General features: G+C 67.4%; 24 protein-coding genes. 4 read left to right on the forward strand and 20 right to left on the reverse strand.

What is annotated here, in order from left to right:
- Positions 1-27 precede the first annotated feature (27 nt).
- The 12 genes from DEIGR_RS17985 to DEIGR_RS18030 form a co-directional block, all read right to left on the reverse strand.
- Positions 28-267 carry a hypothetical protein gene (locus DEIGR_RS17985; protein WP_058979702.1) on the reverse strand — a complete coding sequence of 80 codons (240 nt, stop codon included), beginning with the start codon at positions 265-267 and terminating at the stop codon, positions 28-30.
- Positions 264-626, reverse strand: a complete 363-nt coding sequence (locus DEIGR_RS17990; protein ID WP_058979704.1) for a hypothetical protein — start codon at positions 624-626, stop codon at positions 264-266. The genes DEIGR_RS17985 and DEIGR_RS17990 overlap by 4 nt, the downstream gene beginning before the upstream one ends.
- Positions 627-682: 56 nt before the next feature.
- Entirely contained in the window at positions 683-1,423 is a 741-nt protein-coding gene (locus DEIGR_RS17995; RefSeq protein ID WP_153013936.1) for a ribonuclease H family protein, read from the reverse strand.
- Positions 1,420-1,926, reverse strand: coding sequence for a hypothetical protein (locus DEIGR_RS20595; RefSeq protein WP_153013937.1), 507 nt, complete (start codon positions 1,924-1,926; stop codon positions 1,420-1,422). The genes DEIGR_RS17995 and DEIGR_RS20595 overlap by 4 nt, the downstream gene beginning before the upstream one ends.
- A 202-nt stretch (positions 1,927-2,128) precedes the next feature.
- The gene (locus DEIGR_RS20600) at positions 2,129-2,668 is read right to left on the reverse strand and encodes a HEAT repeat domain-containing protein (RefSeq protein ID WP_153013938.1); all 540 of its coding nucleotides are present in this window, start codon (positions 2,666-2,668) and stop codon (positions 2,129-2,131) included.
- Positions 2,669-2,682: 14 nt separating this feature from the next.
- Entirely contained in the window at positions 2,683-3,264 is a 582-nt protein-coding gene (locus DEIGR_RS20605) for a hypothetical protein (RefSeq protein WP_153013939.1), read from the reverse strand.
- A 318-nt stretch (positions 3,265-3,582) separates the two neighbouring features.
- Positions 3,583-5,640 (reverse strand): DEAD/DEAH box helicase, encoded by a 2,058-nt coding sequence (locus tag DEIGR_RS18005; RefSeq protein WP_058979710.1) that lies wholly within the window; start codon positions 5,638-5,640, stop codon positions 3,583-3,585.
- On the reverse strand, positions 5,637-6,467 hold the full coding sequence (locus DEIGR_RS18010) for a tRNA-guanine transglycosylase (RefSeq protein WP_058979712.1): 831 nt from the start codon (positions 6,465-6,467) through the stop codon (positions 5,637-5,639). The genes DEIGR_RS18005 and DEIGR_RS18010 overlap by 4 nt, the downstream gene beginning before the upstream one ends.
- 45 nt (positions 6,468-6,512) lie before the next feature.
- On the reverse strand, positions 6,513-7,034 hold the full coding sequence (locus tag DEIGR_RS18015) for a hypothetical protein (RefSeq protein WP_153013940.1): 522 nt from the start codon (positions 7,032-7,034) through the stop codon (positions 6,513-6,515).
- Between the two features lie 32 nt (positions 7,035-7,066).
- A complete protein-coding gene (locus DEIGR_RS18020; RefSeq protein ID WP_153013941.1) occupies positions 7,067-7,441 on the reverse strand; it encodes a hypothetical protein in 375 nt (124 codons plus the stop codon).
- 59 nt (positions 7,442-7,500) lie between these two features.
- On the reverse strand, positions 7,501-7,938 hold the full coding sequence (locus tag DEIGR_RS18025) for a hypothetical protein (RefSeq protein WP_058979717.1): 438 nt from the start codon (positions 7,936-7,938) through the stop codon (positions 7,501-7,503).
- 35 nt (positions 7,939-7,973) lie between these two features.
- Complete coding sequence (locus DEIGR_RS18030) at positions 7,974-8,711, reverse strand: PRTRC system protein B (RefSeq protein ID WP_058979719.1); 738 nt, start codon at positions 8,709-8,711, stop codon at positions 7,974-7,976.
- 113 nt (positions 8,712-8,824) lie between these two features.
- On the opposite strand from DEIGR_RS18030, the gene DEIGR_RS20030 reads away from it, so the two are divergent.
- Together DEIGR_RS20030 and DEIGR_RS18035 are read left to right on the forward strand one after the other, a co-directional pair.
- Positions 8,825-9,385 carry a helix-turn-helix domain-containing protein gene (locus DEIGR_RS20030; protein WP_083524299.1) on the forward strand — a complete coding sequence of 187 codons (561 nt, stop codon included), beginning with the start codon at positions 8,825-8,827 and terminating at the stop codon, positions 9,383-9,385.
- 66 nt (positions 9,386-9,451) lie between these two features.
- Positions 9,452-10,390: a DMT family transporter gene (locus tag DEIGR_RS18035; RefSeq protein ID WP_058979721.1), complete on the forward strand. Its 939-nt coding sequence runs from the start codon at positions 9,452-9,454 to the stop codon at positions 10,388-10,390.
- Here the strand turns inward: DEIGR_RS18035 and DEIGR_RS20610 are convergent.
- From DEIGR_RS20610 to DEIGR_RS18080, 8 genes are all read right to left on the reverse strand, one after another.
- Positions 10,378-10,779, reverse strand: a complete 402-nt coding sequence (locus DEIGR_RS20610) for a hypothetical protein (RefSeq protein WP_058979723.1) — start codon at positions 10,777-10,779, stop codon at positions 10,378-10,380. The genes DEIGR_RS18035 and DEIGR_RS20610 overlap by 13 nt on opposite strands.
- Before the next feature lie 38 nt (positions 10,780-10,817).
- On the reverse strand, positions 10,818-11,825 hold the full coding sequence (locus DEIGR_RS18045) for a hypothetical protein (protein ID WP_058979725.1): 1,008 nt from the start codon (positions 11,823-11,825) through the stop codon (positions 10,818-10,820).
- A gap of 232 nt (positions 11,826-12,057) precedes the next feature.
- A complete protein-coding gene (locus DEIGR_RS18055) occupies positions 12,058-12,846 on the reverse strand; it encodes a PRTRC system ThiF family protein (protein WP_058979728.1) in 789 nt (262 codons plus the stop codon).
- Between the two features lie 43 nt (positions 12,847-12,889).
- On the reverse strand, positions 12,890-13,618 hold the full coding sequence (locus DEIGR_RS18060) for a PRTRC system protein B (RefSeq protein ID WP_058979730.1): 729 nt from the start codon (positions 13,616-13,618) through the stop codon (positions 12,890-12,892).
- Positions 13,619-13,710: 92 nt separating this feature from the next.
- Complete coding sequence (locus DEIGR_RS18065) at positions 13,711-14,220, reverse strand: RES family NAD+ phosphorylase (RefSeq protein WP_058979732.1); 510 nt, start codon at positions 14,218-14,220, stop codon at positions 13,711-13,713.
- Positions 14,217-14,663, reverse strand: coding sequence for a type II RES/Xre toxin-antitoxin system antitoxin (gene parS, locus DEIGR_RS18070; protein WP_058979734.1), 447 nt, complete (start codon positions 14,661-14,663; stop codon positions 14,217-14,219). The genes DEIGR_RS18065 and parS overlap by 4 nt, the downstream gene beginning before the upstream one ends.
- A gap of 217 nt (positions 14,664-14,880) precedes the next feature.
- On the reverse strand, positions 14,881-15,828 hold the full coding sequence (locus DEIGR_RS18075; RefSeq protein ID WP_058979736.1) for a hypothetical protein: 948 nt from the start codon (positions 15,826-15,828) through the stop codon (positions 14,881-14,883).
- A gap of 26 nt (positions 15,829-15,854) precedes the next feature.
- Positions 15,855-16,043, reverse strand: a complete 189-nt coding sequence (locus DEIGR_RS18080; RefSeq protein ID WP_153013942.1) for a hypothetical protein — start codon at positions 16,041-16,043, stop codon at positions 15,855-15,857.
- 94 nt (positions 16,044-16,137) lie between these two features.
- Between DEIGR_RS18080 and DEIGR_RS18085 the strand changes: the two genes are divergently transcribed.
- Both DEIGR_RS18085 and DEIGR_RS18090 read left to right on the forward strand, forming a co-directional pair.
- Positions 16,138-17,310: a type IV toxin-antitoxin system AbiEi family antitoxin gene (locus DEIGR_RS18085; RefSeq protein WP_153013943.1), complete on the forward strand. Its 1,173-nt coding sequence runs from the start codon at positions 16,138-16,140 to the stop codon at positions 17,308-17,310.
- Positions 17,307-18,203: a nucleotidyl transferase AbiEii/AbiGii toxin family protein gene (locus tag DEIGR_RS18090; RefSeq protein ID WP_058979741.1), complete on the forward strand. Its 897-nt coding sequence runs from the start codon at positions 17,307-17,309 to the stop codon at positions 18,201-18,203. Before DEIGR_RS18085 ends, DEIGR_RS18090 begins: the two co-directional genes overlap by 4 nt.
- The last annotated feature ends 2 nt before the right edge of the window (positions 18,204-18,205 follow it).

The raw sequence follows: 18,205 nt of genomic DNA on the forward strand, positions 1-18,205 counted from the left end.
GGCATAACCCGACTCTTCGCGCCACTGCTACCGCGATGCCAAGGTGCCAGTCGCTCCGTTGACCAGGCGGGCGGCGCACGTGGCAGCCCAGGTGGGATGGAAGCCGCCGCTGCCCTGCGGCGCCTCGATCACGATGGCTTCCCCGTCGACGTCCTGCCGGTGGGCCACGTGGACGGTCAGGCCGGACGCGAGGGTGAGCGTGACCGTGTGGGTGGCCGCGGCCTGTGGGGCGGCAGTCGCGGCGTGCTGTACGTTGCCGCCGGTCATGCGCGGACCTGGGTGAGGACGAGGCTCTGGGCGCGGGGTTTCTTCACGGCGAGGTTGGCGAGCGTGTCCGCGTCCAGATCCCCGGCCGTGGCGAGACGATCGGCCTTCTTGCGGTCGATGGTGGCGACCTCCAGCGTGGCCGCGTCCCCGAAGCACGCCCGGAAGCGGTCCAGGGGGTACTCAATGGTGGTCGAGGTGCGCAGTTCCGCCCGGTACAGGTCCGTCTGCACGGTCTCGCCGTCGAGCAGGGCGGCTTTGAGTTCCGCGCCGAGCTGGTCGCGTTCGGCTTCCAGGCCGAGGATGGTGTCGCGGAGGGTGGCGTAGCGGTCGAGCAGGTCGGTCAGGTGGGGGGTGGTCATGGTGTCGGACTCCTTGGGGGGTGAGGGGACGTGGTGGGCAGGCCAGCGGGGTGAAGTCACGGGGTCATCAAGTGCAGTCGGCTGCCGCGCAGGGCGAGAGCGCAGCGGGCTGCACTGAGGGAAGCGAGCAGGTCGTCCGGCGCGTGCTCGGGGTGAGTCCAGAGATGCGCGGCGTAGGGCGGCACGCCGCGCACCCGGACGCGGACGCCGGGTGGGGCGCGGCCCGCGAGGTCGATCAGGATGCGCAGGGCCGCCAGGGGCCCGTGGGCGACCGCGCGCAGTCCACCGCCGCGGGCGGATGTGCCGTCCGGGTGGTGGCGCAGGCGGACGACCAGACCGGGGGTCTGGGGGGGGAGTGGGGGCAGATGGACCCGGCGGGCGCGGCGGTGGGTGCGCATGTGACCGGCGGTGTGATGCGCCGGGTGGTGGGCGGCGTTCTCGCCCCTGGGAATCCACTGCACGTGCAGGGCGACGCCCCGTTCCGCGGCGAGCTGAAGGAGCTCCTGCGCGGGTTCGGTCAGGGGCGACTTGGACCGCGCGAGTCCCGTCAGGACGTGCGCGGTGGCCAGGCAATCGACATACAGGTGCAGGGGGCCGGGATTGGCGTGCTGGACCGCGAGGCGTGCGGCCTGCAGTTCAGCCTGCTGGGTGGTGTGCGCCCGCGCGGTGGCTGTGACGGTCACGCCGTTCACGACGGCCGCCAGGGCGTACACGTCCCTCAGGGCGAGGCTGGCGTCGGTGTACGCGATCTGGTGCGGCATAGGGTGCACGGTGCCGGACGTGGGGGTGACTGTCACGCGGCCTGCTCCTGCTGAACGGGGGCATCTTCGGCGATCCACGTGGTGGGGACGCGGAGCGTGTAGACCGCGAGGCGGAACTGCGCGCGGAACTCGTCTCTGGGCAGGAAGCGGGTGCGGCCGTCCCGGCAGAGGATGTCCACGCCGCCCGTGGCGTGCGACAGGCGGTACTCGCAGATGGGCCAGCCGTCCTGATCGTGCACGCTGACCCGCACAGGCCCGCGGGCGAGGCCCACGAGAAGATCGTCGGGGGTGACGGCCGTGAGGACCTCGGGTTGCTTCGCGGCGTAGGCGCGCAGGGCCGTGATGGTCGCCTGGACGCGGCAGGGGTCGCCGGTGAGTTTCAGGGCGCGGCCGGCCGCGAGCAGGCGAGCGAGGCGTTTCAGGCGCAGCTGCAGGGCGGGGCGGTGACGGGCCACCTTGCGGAGATCCGCGAGGGCCTGCTGAGGAGTGGGAGCGGGCTTGTGGGCGCCGGGGACGCTGATCGTCAGAGGGGTAAGCATGCGCCCGTCCTGGCCCACACCCCTGGTGTGGGCCAGATCTGCGAGGATGCCACCTCAGTCAACTGACATCTTGCACTTTACGGATGACGGCTCGTTGGCCTAAATTGTGATGGAGACGGTATGTCTAAATACCGTCTCCATCTTTTGTCCTCTATGAGCCATTGAACAGGTCATGGCGCGAGACCTAAACGGGCTGCGTGAGTTAATCCGTATGAGTAGGGAGATTTCTGGCCGACGAGATTATTGCTTCTATTACTTTAGAGGCTTCATGGCCTACTGTAATTTCATAAGCAACACTATATGAATCATCAGCGATGAATTTTTTGATTTCCTCAATCGATGCCGGATCATTCAGATGGGCTAAAGTGTGTAAAATCATAATTTTGTTATCTACATTTCCTTCTTCAATTAAGCCTTTTATGAGATATGGTACTGAGGATCGATCGCAACAATGTTGCAAAAGCCATATAATTCGCTTTCTGACTTCTTCATCCTTTTCTTCTCCCAAATATTTATTTATCATAGATGGGAAGGCAGAGGTATCCAAGTGAATCATTAGATCTAATAATCTAATCCTACCCTGACTGTCGATATTCTTATTTTTAAATTCCTCCATAGCTATAGACATATAATCATTTTTATTGTTGGATTTATCTATGATTCTATAGAAATTTCCAACGGAATTACTTTTAGAAAGAGCTATTTTTCTAATAACTTCAATAGGATTTTCTGTGTTATTCATGATTTGCCTTCGCCTTACCAGTAATATCCAGGATACCAACTAATTGGTGTTTGCTGTGTCTCAACAACGTTTTGAATGCAACTTGGGCATGGACCATTCGGATTACTAATCCCAATAGATACAGCATAGGGTTGAACATCTTTTAGGCGCTGCTCAGCATGTACATATCCACTTGGAGTTACCCATTGATAACCAGCAGCTCTAACTTGCTTTTCAATTTGAGTCTTTGCATTAGCGGTCGAACCTCCATATACAGTTATATAATAGTTTCCAAAAATATATGTGGCTCCAACGGTTGTGCTATAGTCACTTGAATTAGTAAAATATACTTTTGCTCTCTTGTACATTAGCCCAGCAATTTCAACATCTGTTCTGGCACTTGCATTGCATTCATAAGTGCGATTTCCCCAATATCTACTGGTGCAATAAGTATCTGCCGCCTGTGGGGTTAGCGTAGTCTCAGAGGATGATGCCGGCGCGTCTGCTTCCGTCTGCCCTCTGGATGCAGAAGTATTTGCTGGCATGTTCGGGGCAGAGTTACAACTAGCGAAAGCAAGCATCATGGGCAGTAATAAACTAGCTACTAATCTTTTCATTTCGATCTCCTAAAGCCTGCCGTAGCAGAATGATGGGCTTAATGATTGGCCGACGCATGGACTGTAGCAATGACGCATCGCCAACCAATGCAAAAATGCGTTCTCTCATAAAAACATCCGATTGCTACGGAGATTCCCAGGCTTAATAATTTCTTCATTAGAGTTTTTGATAATGAATTATTGATAACGGTTTAAATTGGAGTTGCCGCCATGAGCCGCTGCGGCAACTTGATGTAGTCACATCTTGCAGTCCAAGTGATAGGGGAAGAAAGTGCGTCCTGAAAAGCGAAAATCCCATCTTAAATTGCAAGATATGAGTCAAATCAGATGCAGCCCCACGGCAAGGATGTGCTTGCACAGGTGCACGCTATCCGGGCAGTCGCAGGTGAGCGTGTCGCCGTGCCGAGTGACGATGCGGCCCTCGCTGCCGCCAGTGACCGTCCAGCCGTGCGCTGTGGGGGTGACGGTCAAGAGGCGGGCGCGGGCGAGCCGGGCCGGGTCGGCGAGGACCCTCCGGGCGCATGGTGCGGGAGTCGGCTCGGTCAGCGGTATGGGACCGTAAGCCTGGGCGGCCCCGATGAGCCGTTCCGCGGTGCGGGGCGTGAACCCGGCGGCGGTGAGCTGCGCGGGGAACGTGCGGGCGAGCGTGGGGAGGTCCGGGACGCCGGCATCGCTGAGCGTGCGGGCCGTGACCTGCCCAACCCCACTGAGGAGCGCGAGAGTGGCGGTGCGTGGGGGAAGCTGCGCGGCGAGGCTCACGCGGGTGAGGTTCACGCTGACGCTCGGGGCGAGGGCATGCCAGGCACTCACGATCCGCAGCGCCTCCTCGCGCAGGGCCGTCAGGGTTGGCTCGTGCAGGCCACTCAGCTCCGCGGCCCCGTCGTCCCCGTGGTGGGTGGTGGCGTGCAGGAGGGCCGCGCCGATCACCGCGTCCGGCGGGGCGGTGCCCGCGTCCAGCGTGCGGGACGGAACGCTCATCAGGGCATCGACGAGGGTGGCGCGCGACTCGTCCCCGAGGCTGGGCAGGCGGACATGCGCGGCGGCGGCCAGCAGCACGTCCAGCACCGTCGGGTCCTGCGGCAGGGCGCGAACGGCCGCGACGACGGGCACAGGGAGCAGCGCCTGACTGGCCACGCGGCCCAGTGGCGTGACGCTGAGCACGCCCCCATGATCGGCGAGGGCACCCTGCTGGAGGAGCGTCGCCACGGCGCGGGGGGCGTTCAGGGTTCCGGTGTGTGCCGCGAAGGTCTGCTGGGCCATGCGGGTCGCCTGTGCGCGGGTGCGGGTGTACCCGCCATCCACGCAGCCGAGCAGGAAACCCAGCAGGTGCTCGCCGCGGCTCAGGGGACTGCCGAGCGGTTCGAAGCGGCCGCGTTCGTACTGGCCGGGCTGCTCCGCGCGGGTGCCGAGCACCGTGACCTGGGCGCGCGTGGCGCCGGGCCGTCCGGCGCGTCCGGCGCGCTGCCACGCGGCGTTCACGGTCAGTTCCTGCCGACCGTCGGGGCCGAACGTGGTGAGGTCGTACAGAACGACGTGCTCGGCGGGAAGGTTCACGCCGACTTCCAGGGTGGGCGTGGCGATCAGGACGCGGGTGTGGCCCGCCCGGAAGTTCGCCTCGACCTTGGCCCGGGTGTCGGGGGTGAGGCCCGCATGGTGCGCGGCGCTGGCGTGCCCGGCCGTCTGGAGCTGCGCGGCGAGATCAGCGGCCCGCTGGCGGCCGTGCACGAACACCAGCGTGGACTCCCCGGGCGTGAGCACCCGCTGGAGGGCGGCGGGTTTGTCGGCGACTGCGCGGACGGTCCTGGCGGTCCAGGTGAGTGGCATCGGTCGGATGCCACCCCCAATGTGGAGGGCGCCCAGCCAGTCGGCGAGCACGCGGGGGTTCCCGCAGGTGGCCGTCAGGGCCAGGACGCGCAGGAGGGGCAGCGCGGCCCGCAGGCGCGTGAGGGCGGCGTCCAGGGCAGCGCCGCGTGCGGGGTCACTGATGGTGTGGATCTCGTCGGTGATCAGGAGGCCCACCCGCGCGAGCCAGGGGTGGTGGCGGCGCCAGCGGCGCGTCACGAGGTCCAGGCGTTCGGGCGTCATGATCAGGACCTGCGCGGCGCGGTACGGGGGGCTGGGCTGGCCGCGGGTGAAGGCCTGCACGCGGCCGGGCAAGTCCGCCCAGGTGCGGGCGATCTCGTGCGCGAGGGCTTTGGTGGGCACGGTCACGATGACGCGTTCGCCGCACGTGAGGGCGTGCCGGGCGGCTTCGCGGGCGAGGTGTGTCTTGCCGCTCCCGGTGGGGCTCGTGATCAGGGCGCTGACGGGGAGCGTGGTCACGCCGCACGCCAGGGCGAGATCCGGGCCGGAGAGGCGTGGCGCGGTGCCGGTCACGCGCTCCTCCCGGGCGTGAGGGGTCGCCAGGCGGGGTGCAGGGCGAGGGGCACGTCCGCGTGCAGCGCGGTCAGGAGGTTCGTGACGGCGAGCCGCAGGCGTTCGTGCGGGGCGGCGTCCGGGATGACCTCGCCCGTCCAGGCGCGGCCATTGGCGGCCATGCGCTGGGGGCTGCTGGAGTCCACGGTGTTCGCGCCGGCCGTGAGGGCCGCGTGGATGGAGTCGGGGTGCCCGAGGCCGAACACGTGCAGGGGCAGCCCGGCGGGGAGCTGGGCACGGACGGTGCGGATTTCGTGCCGGAGGCGGTCCCGGTCAGCGCTGTGCGGGGCGAGGCCGCCGAGGGCGATGCCGTCCGGTCTCGCGGCGAGGATTCTGGTGAGGTCCTGGCCGGGCTGGACGCTGGCGTACAGGGTGCCGGGGCGGATCTGGGACAGGGCCCACAGGGCATTGCGTTCCCCGAGGTGCAGGCGGCGCGCGCGTTCGTCGCTGCTGGCGGTGCTGGGCGCGGGGAAGTCGAGGGTGAAGCACACGGCAGCCCGCGCGCTGCGCTGCAGGTCGTACACGTCCAGCGGCGTGAGTGGGGCCGCGCCGGGCACGTGCAGCGCCGCGAACGGTCCGGTGTCCACGACGGTCGCGTGGGCGTCCAGGGCCTGGTACCCGCCGCTGTCGATCATCAGGGGCAGGGTGGGCAGGGGTGCGCCGGGCGCGGCGCGGAGTTCGGCGGCGCTGATCAGCGCGGCAGGCGCGTAACGTTCCACGTACGGGGTGAGGAGCGCGTCGAGTGGGAAGCGGTGGGTGAGGACCGGAATGAAGCCGTGGAGAGTCATCAAGAGCAGGTGGGCCGGGGGGGGTTGCCCCCCGGCCAGCCCTGGTCAGTCCTGGGGTGTAGCCCGTTCCAGCTTCCAGCCTTCGCCGATGTGCCAGACCTCCGTCACGCGGGACCACCAGGGGGCACTGGCCCGGTAGGCGGCCAGGGCGCGGGTGGGCGTCAGGGTGGACGCGAACTTCACGCTGCGGTACTGATCGGGTCCGTCGCCCGCCTCGCGGTAGACGATGGCCTTCTGGGCTCGCCGGTCGAAGGCCCGCGCCTCGCGGCGCGCGTCGTCGATCTGGAGCAGGCACTCGATGGCGGTCTCCTCGTCGAACGGCACGGTGAGTTCGGGTCTGCCATTCTGGGCGGGGTAGGTGTGCGTGCCGAGGGTGGCGACCCACGCGCGGAAGGCGGTCCCGCCTTCACGCGTATCGAAGTGTGCGCAGTTGGGGCCGCCGGTACCGCCGTTCTCGACGCTGCCGATCCGCTTGCCGTCCTTGTACAGCGTGCCAGTGAAGGCGACGCCGTCGTGGGTGGGGAGGTACTTCACGCCTTTGATGTCGTATCCATTGGGGTTGAACATGGTCACTCCTGTTGGGGTGGAATGGGGGCGGGTCAGAACGTCAGCGTCCAAGTCCCGTCGGGGTTGTGGGCGTACAGCTGCTCGCCGGTGAGCTGGGACGCGTGGCCGAGCACGTCAGCGGTGAGCTGCTCGTCCCGGATGATTTCGGCCTGCTCCCGGTCGAAGTTGTGCCCGGCGAGGCGACGCATCAGCCGTCGCCCGACGCGTTCCGTGGGCAGCAGGGCGCGGATGGCGAGCCCGGAGCGTTCGTGCGTGAGGGCCCACCCGGCGTGATCGAGCATGCGGTGCAGCGCGGCGCCGGGCAGGTCAGCGAGGCGGACGCAGGGCACGGTCTGGGTCTGATCGCCCTGTACGGCGCGGACTTCCCCAGGAATGAACCGGGATGGACGTTGTGTGGTCTGGGCCATGCGTGCCCGTGGCCCCCGGGCGTGCCGGGGGCCATCACTTCTGGGCGGGGCGGGCAGCGCTACTTCCGGGTGGGACCGGGCGTCCGAGTGCCGCCCAGGCGTGGCTGGGCTGGTTGGATCGTCGTGGGGTCAGGGTGAGCGGCCAGCAGGTCCGCGATGGCCTGCGGGGCGGTCGCCGCGAGGACGGGTCGGTGGAGCGCTCGGCCCTGTGGGGTGGTCCACCAGGCCGCGAACACGAAGGTGAAGTCTGGCTGCTGCACGCGCAGTTCAACGGTGAGGTGATGGCCGGGCGTCAGGGGGACATCGAGGCCTGGGGCGGGCGGCAGCAGGACAGGCTGTTGGGCCGTCAGGTGTATCAGGGCAGCCTGGATGGTGGTGCCTTGGCCGATCACGGAGCTGTCCTTCCCGGTCTGAAGCCGGGCGCAGCACGTGTCGTTGTCGGCGAGGAGGACGAGGCGCGCGGGGAAATGGGGTTCGGTCACTGGCGGCGTGTCCATGACCCGCAGGGTGACGTGCCTGGGGGTGACGGCGATCAGGTCAGGATCTGCCCGAGGGTTTGCCCGGCATTCACGAGCACGTCAGCCGGGAACGTGCCCTGCGCCTGCGCCGTGTCCAGCAGTTCCTCGTAGCTCTTCCCCCAGTTCATGTACCGGTCCGTGCGGCTCGGCCCGGTGAACTCCGACTGGAAGAACACCTCCTCCCAGTCAGGTTGCGTGTCCGGCATGCAGGCCTGTGGGTACGCGGTGGACCCCCGGCACACCTGTCCGCTGGGGAAGATGTTCCAGAACGGCGCGTGGCACACGGGGGTGTCCAGGGTGGGGCGCGTGTTCTCCCGGAGGGCGTACACGCTCAGGCTGCCCGGCCCGGCAATGAAGACCAGCGGTGGGTGGGGCACGGATTGCCCGGAGAAGCGGGCCACGCTGCCGGCCTGGGCGTACTTGGGGTTGAACAGGAGGGCTCGTTCCCCGGTGGGGATCCACCAGGCGCACGCGGTGGGTGAGGTGGCCAGCGTGTTCTCTCGGGTGGGCGTGAGGGCCCGGCCGCCCAGGGTCATCAGGAGGTCACGGGCGTCCTCACGGGTGAGGGCCTGCGCGGCGCCGAGCATGGCCCGGCCACGGCCGTCGTGCCGGATGCGGTGCTTGCGGGTGTACGCGCTGCTCAGGCCGTCCTGGCCGCCGGGCGCGTACAGGACCAGGGCGAGGATCGGTTCGTGCAGGGCGGGTGCAGTGCGCTGAGTGCGCTCGGTGGAGATGGTAATGGTGGCGCTCATGCGTGCGGGGTGGCCCCCAGCTGGGGGCCAGCGCTTCACGGGATGGGTGGGAATGTGTCGTGATTGGGAGGATTCGCCTTGCCGACCAAGGGAGTGTGCAGTATATTGCACGAATGGCGGATGTCCTTGATCATGCCTTGCGCACACTGGCCGACAATCTTCGGCATCACCGAACCCAGCGCGCATGGACCCAAGATGATCTCGCGCAGGCTTCCGGGATCAGTCGCCGGATGATCGCCGCCCTCGAAGCCGCACAGAACAACGTCAGTCTCTCGACCCTCGATCACTTGGCCCAGGCGCTCAACCTGACTTTCGTCGAACTTGTTTCCCCCCGCCTGTCTGCCGGTACGGGCGAGGTGCAGCGCGGCGCCACCCTTTGGACTACACCGCATGCTGCCAGCCAGGCGGTCCTCATCAATACAGTTCCCGCGCGTCACGGTACAGAACTCTGGCATTGGCACCTCAGCCCCGGCGAACATTACGCCGCGTCTCCCGACCCACAGGGCATGATGGAACTTCTGTATGTCCTGCACGGACAACTGACCATTGAGTTTCAGGAACGTACCACGCACCTGCACGCTGGTGATTCCCTCACATATCCGTCCGATCAGCCCTACACGTACCGCAACACCGGTCCCACACTGACCGAATTCATTCGTAACGTCACCCACTAAGTGAGGTAAGCCCTTCACCCCCATGCACCACATGGGGGAAAGCCGGGCTGTACCCGAAGGAGCCCTATGCGCCTCACCCGTCAAGAACTGCTGCTGGTCTTCATTACCATGATCTGGGGTGGCACTTTTCTCGCCATTCACCACGCCCTGGCCTACACCGGACCCCTCTTCTTCGTCGGGGCTCGCTTTCTGGTCGCAGCCCTTCTCCTGACCACACTGACCTTTCGCACGCTCGGCCGTCCCACCAGAAACGAACTGGTCGCAGGCAGCCTGATCGGGACGGCGATCGGCGCAGGCTACGCCCTGCAAACGATTGGTCTGCAGACCATCCCCAGTAGTACGTCCGCGTTCATCACCGCGCTGTATGTCCCGCTGGTGCCCCTCTTGCAGTGGCTCTTCTTGCGCCGGCCCCCTTCGCTGATGGCGTGTATCGGCATCGCCCTGGCATTTGTTGGGCTCATCTTGGTGGCGAATCCGGACGGCGCCAGCCTCAGTTTTGGTGCAGGAGAATACTGGACACTTGCCAGTGCAGTCGCCATCGCCATCGAAATCATCTTGATCAGCGCCTTTTCCAGTCGCGTGGAAGCCAAGCGCGTGACTATCATCCAACTGCTGGTGGCTGCCCTGTTGGCCTTCATGGTGATGTGGCCTGCTGGGGAGAAGGTCCCTTCATTTTCTTGGACACTGGCCATCACAGTGGTCGCGCTGGGGGCAGCCAGCGCCCTCATTCAGTTCGGGATGAACTGGGCGCAGAAGACGGTGTCACCGACGCGCGCCACAGTCATTTACACGGGTGAACCCGTCTGGGCGGGCTTGATTGGTCGTATAGCAGGGGAACGTTTACCACTGCTGGCGCTGTTTGGAGGCTTGCTGATCGTTCTGGGTGTCCTCGTCAGTGAATTACCTGTGCCAGCGCGGCTCCGCACCCTACTGGATCGTCGACGCCCCCAGGCGGACGAGCCACCTGCTGCGCCAGTCGCTCACCGACAGGATCACCAATCGTGATTCGTCTGCCCTTGAACAGCGCGCCGTATGGATGTTGGCCAGGGGTACAGGTGTTTCTGGATGACGCGCACCCGGCCGCTCGCCCTGAAGTCGGCGAGCACGTCGGTGATGTTGCCCGGGTGGGCGTGCGGGAAGGCCTGCTGCACGTCCACAGCGGTGACTCCTGGGTGGGTGTGCACGTAGTCCTCGATCAGGGCCCCAAGCGTGCCCTGTTCGAGTGCGGGGGCGTCCGGCGCGTTCGGTGCCTGGTGCCGCTGGACGCGGAGGGTGCGCAGCGTCTCGTGATCCAGGTCATCCAGCAGGTGGATGAGGGCCCGGCGGGCCTGCCACGCCGGTTCAGCGGGGAAGTGAGTGCGGGCCATGTGGTCCAGAAGGCTGAGTTCGCTCATGCGCGTCCGTGGCCCCCGGACAGGGGGCCAGGGCTGCGTCACGAGGTGGCGCCGCGGGTGAGGGCGTCCCACATGGCGCGCGAGCGGGCCTGCACGTCCGCGACCGCGCGCAGGTACCTCAGTGCGGCCTCGTGTGAAGCCCAGTCGCGGACTTCGAGCATGGCCAGGGATTCGACGGGGCTCTCCGTGTGCGGCATGCCGAGCAGGTCGGTCGCGTCCCGGTGGAATTCCAGCACGGGGTCCCGCTCCGGGGTGTCCTGGCAGATCACCACGTCGATCACCCCCGGGTGCAGGCTGTCCTCGGCCCAGGCGCGCGTGGTGCGCCACTCGAATGGCAGCGTGGCGAGGTGCGCGAGCAGGTCCGCGGCCTCCGTCAGCCCTGGGACCGCGCGGTGCGCGTGCAGGCGGGTCTGGAGGGAGCGGGCCACGTCGTCTGGCGCAGTCCACGTGTCCATGGGGTACGTGCGGCCCAGGTCGTACGGTGTGGGTGCGCCCTGGCGCTGCAGCCAGCGGCACAGGTCCCGCGCGCGGGGTTCGCGGGTGCGTTCCTCGTGCTCGGCTTCGCTGAGGGCTTCAAGGTGGTCATCCCACCACGTCTCCCCGAACCGTAGGGCCTCCTCGCCCTGGACGGCGTCCTGACCGGTGAAGACGGGCTGATACGGGGCGAGAGCTGCGCGCAGGGCGAACATCAGGGCGCCAAACAGGTACCGGTCCCGGGCGCGCAGATCCGCGCGCAGGGCCCGGAGATCCAGCACCCGGCCGGACTGGGGCAGGACCTCCACGCCGATAGTGGCCGTGTTGTGCTGCGAGTACCCGCACAGGAGGGTGATATCGAGGCGCACGTCCGGCGCGCTGAGCTCTGCCCGCCAAGTGTCCACGTACGAGTTCAAGATGTACGACTCCGGCGTCTCGCCCGGACGGGGGACGCGGCGGGGGATGAGGCCCGCCTGCGTGAGGTGTAGGGCGAGGGTGCACGCGGCGTCCATGACGCCCTCCTCCACGGGGCGGGTGACGTACCCGGTGGGGAGGTGGTGCGCGCGGGGCACATTCAGGGGGGCCAGCCCGGGCGTGCGGGGGGTGGTCAGGGCAGCAGGGGTGGCGGGGGCAAGCGCGGATCGGGTGGCGTCCGCTCCTGCGTCCGTGTGAATTTGACCAGGGCGCGGGTGAGCGCCTCGGGGGCGCGCGTACGCGGGGCGAGCGTGCGGAGCGGGAGCTGCCGGGTGCGGTGCGAGTCGAGCCATGTGGCGAACTCCTCCTCGGAGATGGTCGGGATGGGCGTCATGCGGCGGGACGGCGGGGACGGCGTTCCCGGCGGGCTTTGAGCAGCGGCTTGGGGCGGCGGGCACGCGGCACCTCGGGTTGCCCCTCGGGCACGGGGAGCGCCACGACGCGCAGCGGCTCAGCGAGGTTGATGAACGCCCCGCACGTGGGCGTCTTCGCGTTCAGGAGGAGTTCACCGAGGAGCTGCGCCGCCTGGAGGGCGACGGCCGGATTGATGAACAGGTGCTGACGGGTCAGGGCCTCCGCGGCTGAGCAGCTGGGGCGGTCATCATCCACGCCCGTGTGCATGGTGGGGTCGCGGTCCAGGACGTGCGGGAGGCGCGCCGGGCTCTGCCGGACCTGCCCGAGGATGACCTGCCCGGTGGCCGCGTCGTTCCCGCAGTCCAGCCAGTACTGCGGGGCCTGTGAGCGGAAGGCGGCGTGGATGGCCCGGCGGCTCTGGGCGCTGTCCACGCAACTGATGACGACGTGTGCGCCCTTCACATCCCCGTCCTGGAGGGTACGGGGGTACGCGTCCCAGCACAGGCCCGCGTACAGGTTGCAGCGCTCGACGAGCACGACGGCCTTATGGCGGCCGATGTCGGCGGGGGCGAAGTTCTGCCGGGTGAGGTTCGTTTCACTGACCACGTCCGGATCGAAGGCCGTGACGTGCAGGCCGGCGCCGCCGAGGGCGCGGATGGCCTGGTCGAGTCGGACGAGGTGCGTGAGCATGAGGCTGCCGGTGCCGCCGACGCCCACGAGGATGAGGCGGAGGGGTTCCTTGGGGTCGAAGGTCAGGGTGTGCATGATGGCCGCGTGGCCCCCGTCAGGGGGCCAGGACTCTCGGGGTTCAGCTCAGGGCCTGGGCGAGGGTCAGTCCGGCGGGCAGGAGCACCTGTTCGGGGAACGTCCCGGCGGCGAGGGCCGCGTCGAGCAGTTCTTCGTAGCTCTGCCCCCAGTTCATGTACCGGTCGGTGCGGCTGGGCCCGGTAAACACGGACTGGAAAAACGCGGTCTCCCAGTCGTCCTGTGAGGCGGGCGTGCAGGCCTCCGGGTAGCGGGTGGTGCCGCGGCACAGCTGCCCGCCGGGGAACATGTTCCAGTACGGGGCGTGCAGCAGGGGCGTGTCATCCGTGGGGAGCCCGTCCCCGGTGACGGCGTACACCTTGAGCGTACCGGGCGTGGCGACGAAGACCAGACCTGGGTGAGGGACCGGAATGCCGGACAGGCGCGCGACGCTCCTGGACTGGGCGTACTTCGCGTCGAAGAGCATGGGGCGCAGGCCGGGCGGCCGCCACCAGGCGACGCACTGGAGGCCGACCGCGAGGGTCGTGGGGCGGGTGCGCTGCAGGCCCTGACCAGCGAGGAGGCGCGTGAGGTCGGTGACGTCGGCCCGGGTGAGCGCCTGGGCGGGTCCGAGCGTGCACGCGCCCTCGCCTTGCCGCACGGCGTGCTTGCGCAGGAGGACCTGGCTGCCGTGTTGAGTGGCGCGCTCGTAGATCAGCAGAGCGAGGGTGGGCAGGAGGGGCTGGGGCATGAGCTCGGCGGGGCTGGGCGGGTACGTGACCTGGAAGGACATGGGCGTGCACTGGCCCACCGCCAGGGTGGGCCAGGACTGGGTGCGTGATGGCCAGTGTCCGGACTGTGCGACCCGGACCATGCCCGATGCTCTCAGAGACGCGGATCGAACGGCAGGGGCTCGAAGCCCAGCAGGGTGACGGCCCGGGTGATCTGCGGGTGCCGGGCGTTGATCAGGTAGTTGCTCTGCCCGGGCCCGTACACGCTCAGAGGGAGGATGACCGAGGGGACGCGCAGGACTGGGGAGATCTGCTCGTCGAACCACTGGTCGCCGATCACCTGGGTGGCGGGCGTGCCCGGGTGGGCGTTCCAGGTGGGCGGGAGCTGGGTGACGTCGAGGTCACTGATGGAGGCCTCGTCGACCTGGAAGCGCACGAAGGCGTGCGGGACGCTTCTCAGGACGGGGCTGTCCACGTGCACGATCACTTCGAGCATGGCCTGCGCGAGCGTGTCGCTGGCATAGATCAGGCGGCGGTTGGCGACCATGCCGGGGTCGGGGCTGTTCCAGCGGCCGCCGTACAGGGCTGCGCCGTACCCGTGTTCAGCGAGGTCAGGGTGCTGGGCGTACTGGAGGCGGCTGATGCGGTGCAGGGTCAGGGTCACGTGTAGACGCCGTGTTCCAGGCGGCTGAGGACGGTCGTGACGTACTCGGCGCCACCGGGCAGCAGGGCGAACTGCAGGGGCGTGTGGTCGCCGAAGGTGGCGCGGGGGGTCATGAGCCAGCGGTGGGCTTCGGTGACGCTCTGGAAGTAGGCTTCGGCAGCTTCGGTGACGCGGGCGAGGTGGTAGAGCTGGGTGCTGTCGTCGCTGCTGAGGGGTTTGCCCTTGCGGCGGTAGCTGTGGTACGTGCTCTCGCTGAGGCGGATGAGGTCGAGGGTGTCGGCGAGGGTGAGGCCGAGGTGGCGGGCGAAGCGTTCGAGCGCGGCGGTCTGGAAGCCCTGGCGGGCGGCGTCGCCGAGTTCGAGGAGGGTGGTGGCCTTGAGGCCGAGCAGGGTCGTGCCGGGGAGCGGGGGGACGGTGCGGGTGGGGGTGAACGTGTGGGTCATGGGGGGACCTCCGGGGGTGGGCACAGGCAATGCCCATCTTGCCTGCTTCATTTTAGCAGTTTCAAACTACGGATTGAAGGTCAGCCGCTCAGCGGTCAGACCTTCCCCGTCCAGCCTGACCCTGGTCCACGGGTGGCATCGTGGGGATGCCACCTGGCCACGGTGGAAGGTGGCATCCCCACGGTGCCACGTGCCCGCGTCGGGCGCTCCCCTGTCATCACGCGCCGCACGATTCTTCCGCCGTGACGAGCGCGTCGTGAATGCGGTTCAGGGCGTTTTCCACGCGCGGGGCGTGCGTGAGCAGGTCCGCGAGCCGCGCGCGGTCCGCGTCGCAGTCGTGCAGGATCAGGTGCAGGGCCGCGCCGGTCTCCCCGCCCTGCCAGTGCAGCTCCATCACCTCGTCGAGCACGTCCACCATCGCGCTTGCCCCTTCCTTCAGAGGGCTGTATGCCCGACTGGGCAGGTGGTCGAGCAGACCGCTGCCGCGCTCCGCTTCCGTCATGGCCGGCAGGGCGCCATGCGCCTCGCGCAGCTCCGGGAGGGCACGCAGGAGAGGCCGCAGGGCCGGGAAGTCCGGGATGAGGAGCCGCAAGCGCGCCACAGTCTCGTCGAGGCCCGGCACGTCCCGCAGGTACGGCCAGGGCATCTCGTCACGCACCACCCAGGGGTGGGGGATGCCGCTGCGCCGCGCGAGGCGGATCACGTCCCGCTTCGTCAGGGCTTCCCAGTCCGGGTGCTCCTGGAGGAGGTCCTCGATGACGCGGTCCTCGTGGTGCCACTGCTCGGCCAACCCATGCGCTTCACGCGGGCCGAACTGCGGGGTGAGGCGCGCGGAGTGCGTTTCGAGCGCAGCAAGGATCCCTGGCAGAACGTGTGGGTCACGCCGGGCGAGGGCCGCATGCAGGGCGGGCAGGTGCGTGAACCCGTTCGCGCTGGCTTCGACGGTAAGCGTGACCTGGTCCGTGCAGGCGTGCAGGGTTACCTCGGCATCCTCCAGGGGAGCCAGCAGGTCGAGTTCTGCCTGAAGGGCCCAGGCGCTGCCCGGTTCATCCGGGAGGAGATCCTGGAACAGGGCGCGGAGCACGTCTGCCGGGTCCTGATGCAGGGCGAGCTGCACGCGGGCGTCCAGGCCACGCAGGTCCGCGTCGAGGATCAGGGGCGTCACGCCGTCCAGGCGGGGAACGGCTGGGATCAGGGCAGCAGGGGCGCGAGTGGGCTGCTGTGCGCGGGACTGGCGCCGCTCTGCCTCAGGGTGACGGTCAGGCGTTTCAGGTCGAGGGATTGCAGGTCGGCCGCTTTGGGCGCGGGAATGACGCGCGTGCCGCTCGGCAGCAGGGCGCGCAGGGTCGGGGTGAAGTCGGGGCATGTGGGCTCCTCCATGCGCGCGCGGTGGCCCACCCTGGGTGGGCCAGTCCTGACTGTCCGTCACAGCTGTCTCACTGGATCTGCACGGTATCAGTTCACTAAAAATGATATGTTCACCGTTGTGGTGAACAACAGCTTTAGAGTGAACATCGCGGCCGATCTCGACGAGCGTCGTGACGCGTTCAACCGTCTGGGGGGAGTCCTAGAGCGCATCCCTGGTTTCAACCCTATCCGTGCCGACCGGCACACGCCTCACGCCGGGCGACCAGACGGCCACTTCACCTTCAAGGTGGGCCGCAAGGAACATCACGTGCAGTTCATCCTGTTGACCCACGGCTACCCGAAGCAGGTCCGGTCGGTCATCCACGAGCTCGAGACGACGCCCCGGCAGGGTCAGACGCCCAGCACCTACACCGTCCTGGTGGCACCCTGGTTTTCCCCTGAAACGGTCGAGCTCGCCGCCGCGCACGGGTACGGCACGCTCGACCTGAGTGGGAACTACCGCCTGCACTTCGGGCCCGTCTTCCTGGAACGGGTCGGTGAGGCCGCCAGCCCGGGTGTCCGGCGCCAGGCCGCGTCCCTGTTCGCTCCCAAATCAGCCCGGATTCTCCGGGCCCTCCTGGCCGTGCCTGAGACGGACTGGAAGGTCAGTGAGCTGGTCGCTCTCACCGGCGTCAGCCAGGGGCTGGTCAGCCGCGTCCGCACAGAGCTGGTGCAGCGCGGCTGGGCCGAGGCGAGTGGTAGCGGTGTCCGCATCTCTGCCGCCGAAGAGCTCATCCGGTCCTGGGCGGCCGTTCATCAGGACACCCCGGACTACACCTGGTCCGGGTACACCCTCCTGCACGGCTCACGACTGAACGAGGCCGTCCTGAACATCATGAGCACCCCGGTCACGGGACAGCATACGCTCCTGTCCGGCCCGTCCGCCGCGCAGTGGCTGGCCCCCTACCTCCGGGACGAGCGGCAGTATTTTCAGGTCACCCCGCAGGGATTCGACCGGCTGTACGGCGCCCTGGATCTGGAATCGGAACCCAGCGGCAACGTGGTGATTCGGCGCACCGACGATGAGGGTCTGTTCCTGGACCGCATCCAGGTGGCGCCGGGCTACTGGCTGACCAGTCCCGTGCAGACCTACGTCGACCTTCACCGGGAGGGGGAGCGGGGACAGGAAGCCGCCGAGCATCTCCTGCGGACGTACCTCCAGCCCGTATGGTCGGGGAACGTGGCAGCAGCCGACGTGCCCCTGCGGGCTCAACTCTCTCGCTACCGGAGTGCCCTGTGACCGGGCCGGGCGACGCCCTGACCTACACCGAACGCGGCGGCGAAGCGACCCGCCGGGTCCTGATCGAGCTGGCTCATGTTCTGGGGGCCTACCGGGACCGCCTGGTGGTGATCGGCGGCATCGTCCCGACCCTGCTGATCGACGCGCCGGACACGCCGCACGTGGGTACCCTCGACATCGACCTCACCCTGGACGCACACGGTCTGCGCGAAGACCAGGAGTACGCCCGGATCATCACCCTGCTGGAAGCGCAGCACTATGTCCGCAGTGGCCAGGACGGCGGCGCGGACCTCAGGGCGTTTCAACTGCAGCGCACCGTGGATCTCGCCGACGGGGGCCCGGTCATTCCCGTGGTGATCGATCTGCTGATGCCCAGGGGCCTCAAATTGAAGAAGAACCGACCGCCTGTCACCCCCGGCCTGCGCGTGCAGGAGATCGACGGTGGGGCCCTGGCCCTGCGCCACACGGTCACTCACGTCCTGAGCGGCCGGACGCCGGATAACTGGGAAAATTCAGCGCAGCTGAGGGTGGTGTCGCTCCCGGCCTTCCTCGCGCTGAAAGGAGACGCCCTGAAGAACAGGGTTAAACAGAAGGACGCGTACGACGTGTACTACGTGATCCGGAACTCCGCGCACGGTCCGGCTGCCCTGGCTGAAGAATGCCGACCTCTGCTGAGTGACCCGTTCGCGGCGGCGGCCTATCAGGAGATTGCCGAGAAGTTCAGGAGTGCCGCCGCGTACGGACCTGGCACGGTGGGCACCTTCCTGCAAGGTCGACTGCCGCCTGGGTTGACCGTGGAGCAGCTCCGGACGGACGCCTTCCGGCAGGTGGCAGCCTGGGCCAAAGCGCTGGGCCTGCCACCGCAATTATGGTCCGGCCCAGACGACCGCTGAAC

The sequence above is a fragment of the Deinococcus grandis genome, assembly GCF_001485435.1.
GTDB lineage: Bacteria > Deinococcota > Deinococci > Deinococcales > Deinococcaceae > Deinococcus > Deinococcus grandis.

Coding starts and splice junctions, on each gene's coding strand:
- DEIGR_RS17985 (WP_058979702.1), bottom strand. CDS start 267: ATGACCGGCGGCAACGTACAGCACGCCGCGACTGCCGCCCCACAGGCC.
- DEIGR_RS17990 (WP_058979704.1), bottom strand. CDS start 626: ATGACCACCCCCCACCTGACCGACCTGCTCGACCGCTACGCCACCCTC.
- DEIGR_RS20595 (WP_153013937.1), bottom strand. CDS start 1,926: ATGCTTACCCCTCTGACGATCAGCGTCCCCGGCGCCCACAAGCCCGCT.
- DEIGR_RS20600 (WP_153013938.1), bottom strand. CDS start 2,668: ATGAATAACACAGAAAATCCTATTGAAGTTATTAGAAAAATAGCTCTT.
- DEIGR_RS20605 (WP_153013939.1), bottom strand. CDS start 3,264: ATGAAAAGATTAGTAGCTAGTTTATTACTGCCCATGATGCTTGCTTTC.
- DEIGR_RS18010 (WP_058979712.1), bottom strand. CDS start 6,467: ATGACTCTCCACGGCTTCATTCCGGTCCTCACCCACCGCTTCCCACTC.
- DEIGR_RS18015 (WP_153013940.1), bottom strand. CDS start 7,034: ATGTTCAACCCCAATGGATACGACATCAAAGGCGTGAAGTACCTCCCC.
- DEIGR_RS18020 (WP_153013941.1), bottom strand. CDS start 7,441: ATGGCCCAGACCACACAACGTCCATCCCGGTTCATTCCTGGGGAAGTC.
- DEIGR_RS18025 (WP_058979717.1), bottom strand. CDS start 7,938: ATGGACACGCCGCCAGTGACCGAACCCCATTTCCCCGCGCGCCTCGTC.
- DEIGR_RS18030 (WP_058979719.1), bottom strand. CDS start 8,711: ATGAGCGCCACCATTACCATCTCCACCGAGCGCACTCAGCGCACTGCA.
- DEIGR_RS20030 (WP_083524299.1), top strand. CDS start 8,825: ATGGCGGATGTCCTTGATCATGCCTTGCGCACACTGGCCGACAATCTT.
- DEIGR_RS18035 (WP_058979721.1), top strand. CDS start 9,452: ATGCGCCTCACCCGTCAAGAACTGCTGCTGGTCTTCATTACCATGATC.
- DEIGR_RS20610 (WP_058979723.1), bottom strand. CDS start 10,779: ATGAGCGAACTCAGCCTTCTGGACCACATGGCCCGCACTCACTTCCCC.
- DEIGR_RS18055 (WP_058979728.1), bottom strand. CDS start 12,846: ATGCACACCCTGACCTTCGACCCCAAGGAACCCCTCCGCCTCATCCTC.
- DEIGR_RS18060 (WP_058979730.1), bottom strand. CDS start 13,618: ATGTCCTTCCAGGTCACGTACCCGCCCAGCCCCGCCGAGCTCATGCCC.
- parS (WP_058979734.1), bottom strand. CDS start 14,663: ATGACCCACACGTTCACCCCCACCCGCACCGTCCCCCCGCTCCCCGGC.
- DEIGR_RS18080 (WP_153013942.1), bottom strand. CDS start 16,043: ATGGAGGAGCCCACATGCCCCGACTTCACCCCGACCCTGCGCGCCCTG.
- DEIGR_RS18085 (WP_153013943.1), top strand. CDS start 16,138: ATGTTCACCGTTGTGGTGAACAACAGCTTTAGAGTGAACATCGCGGCC.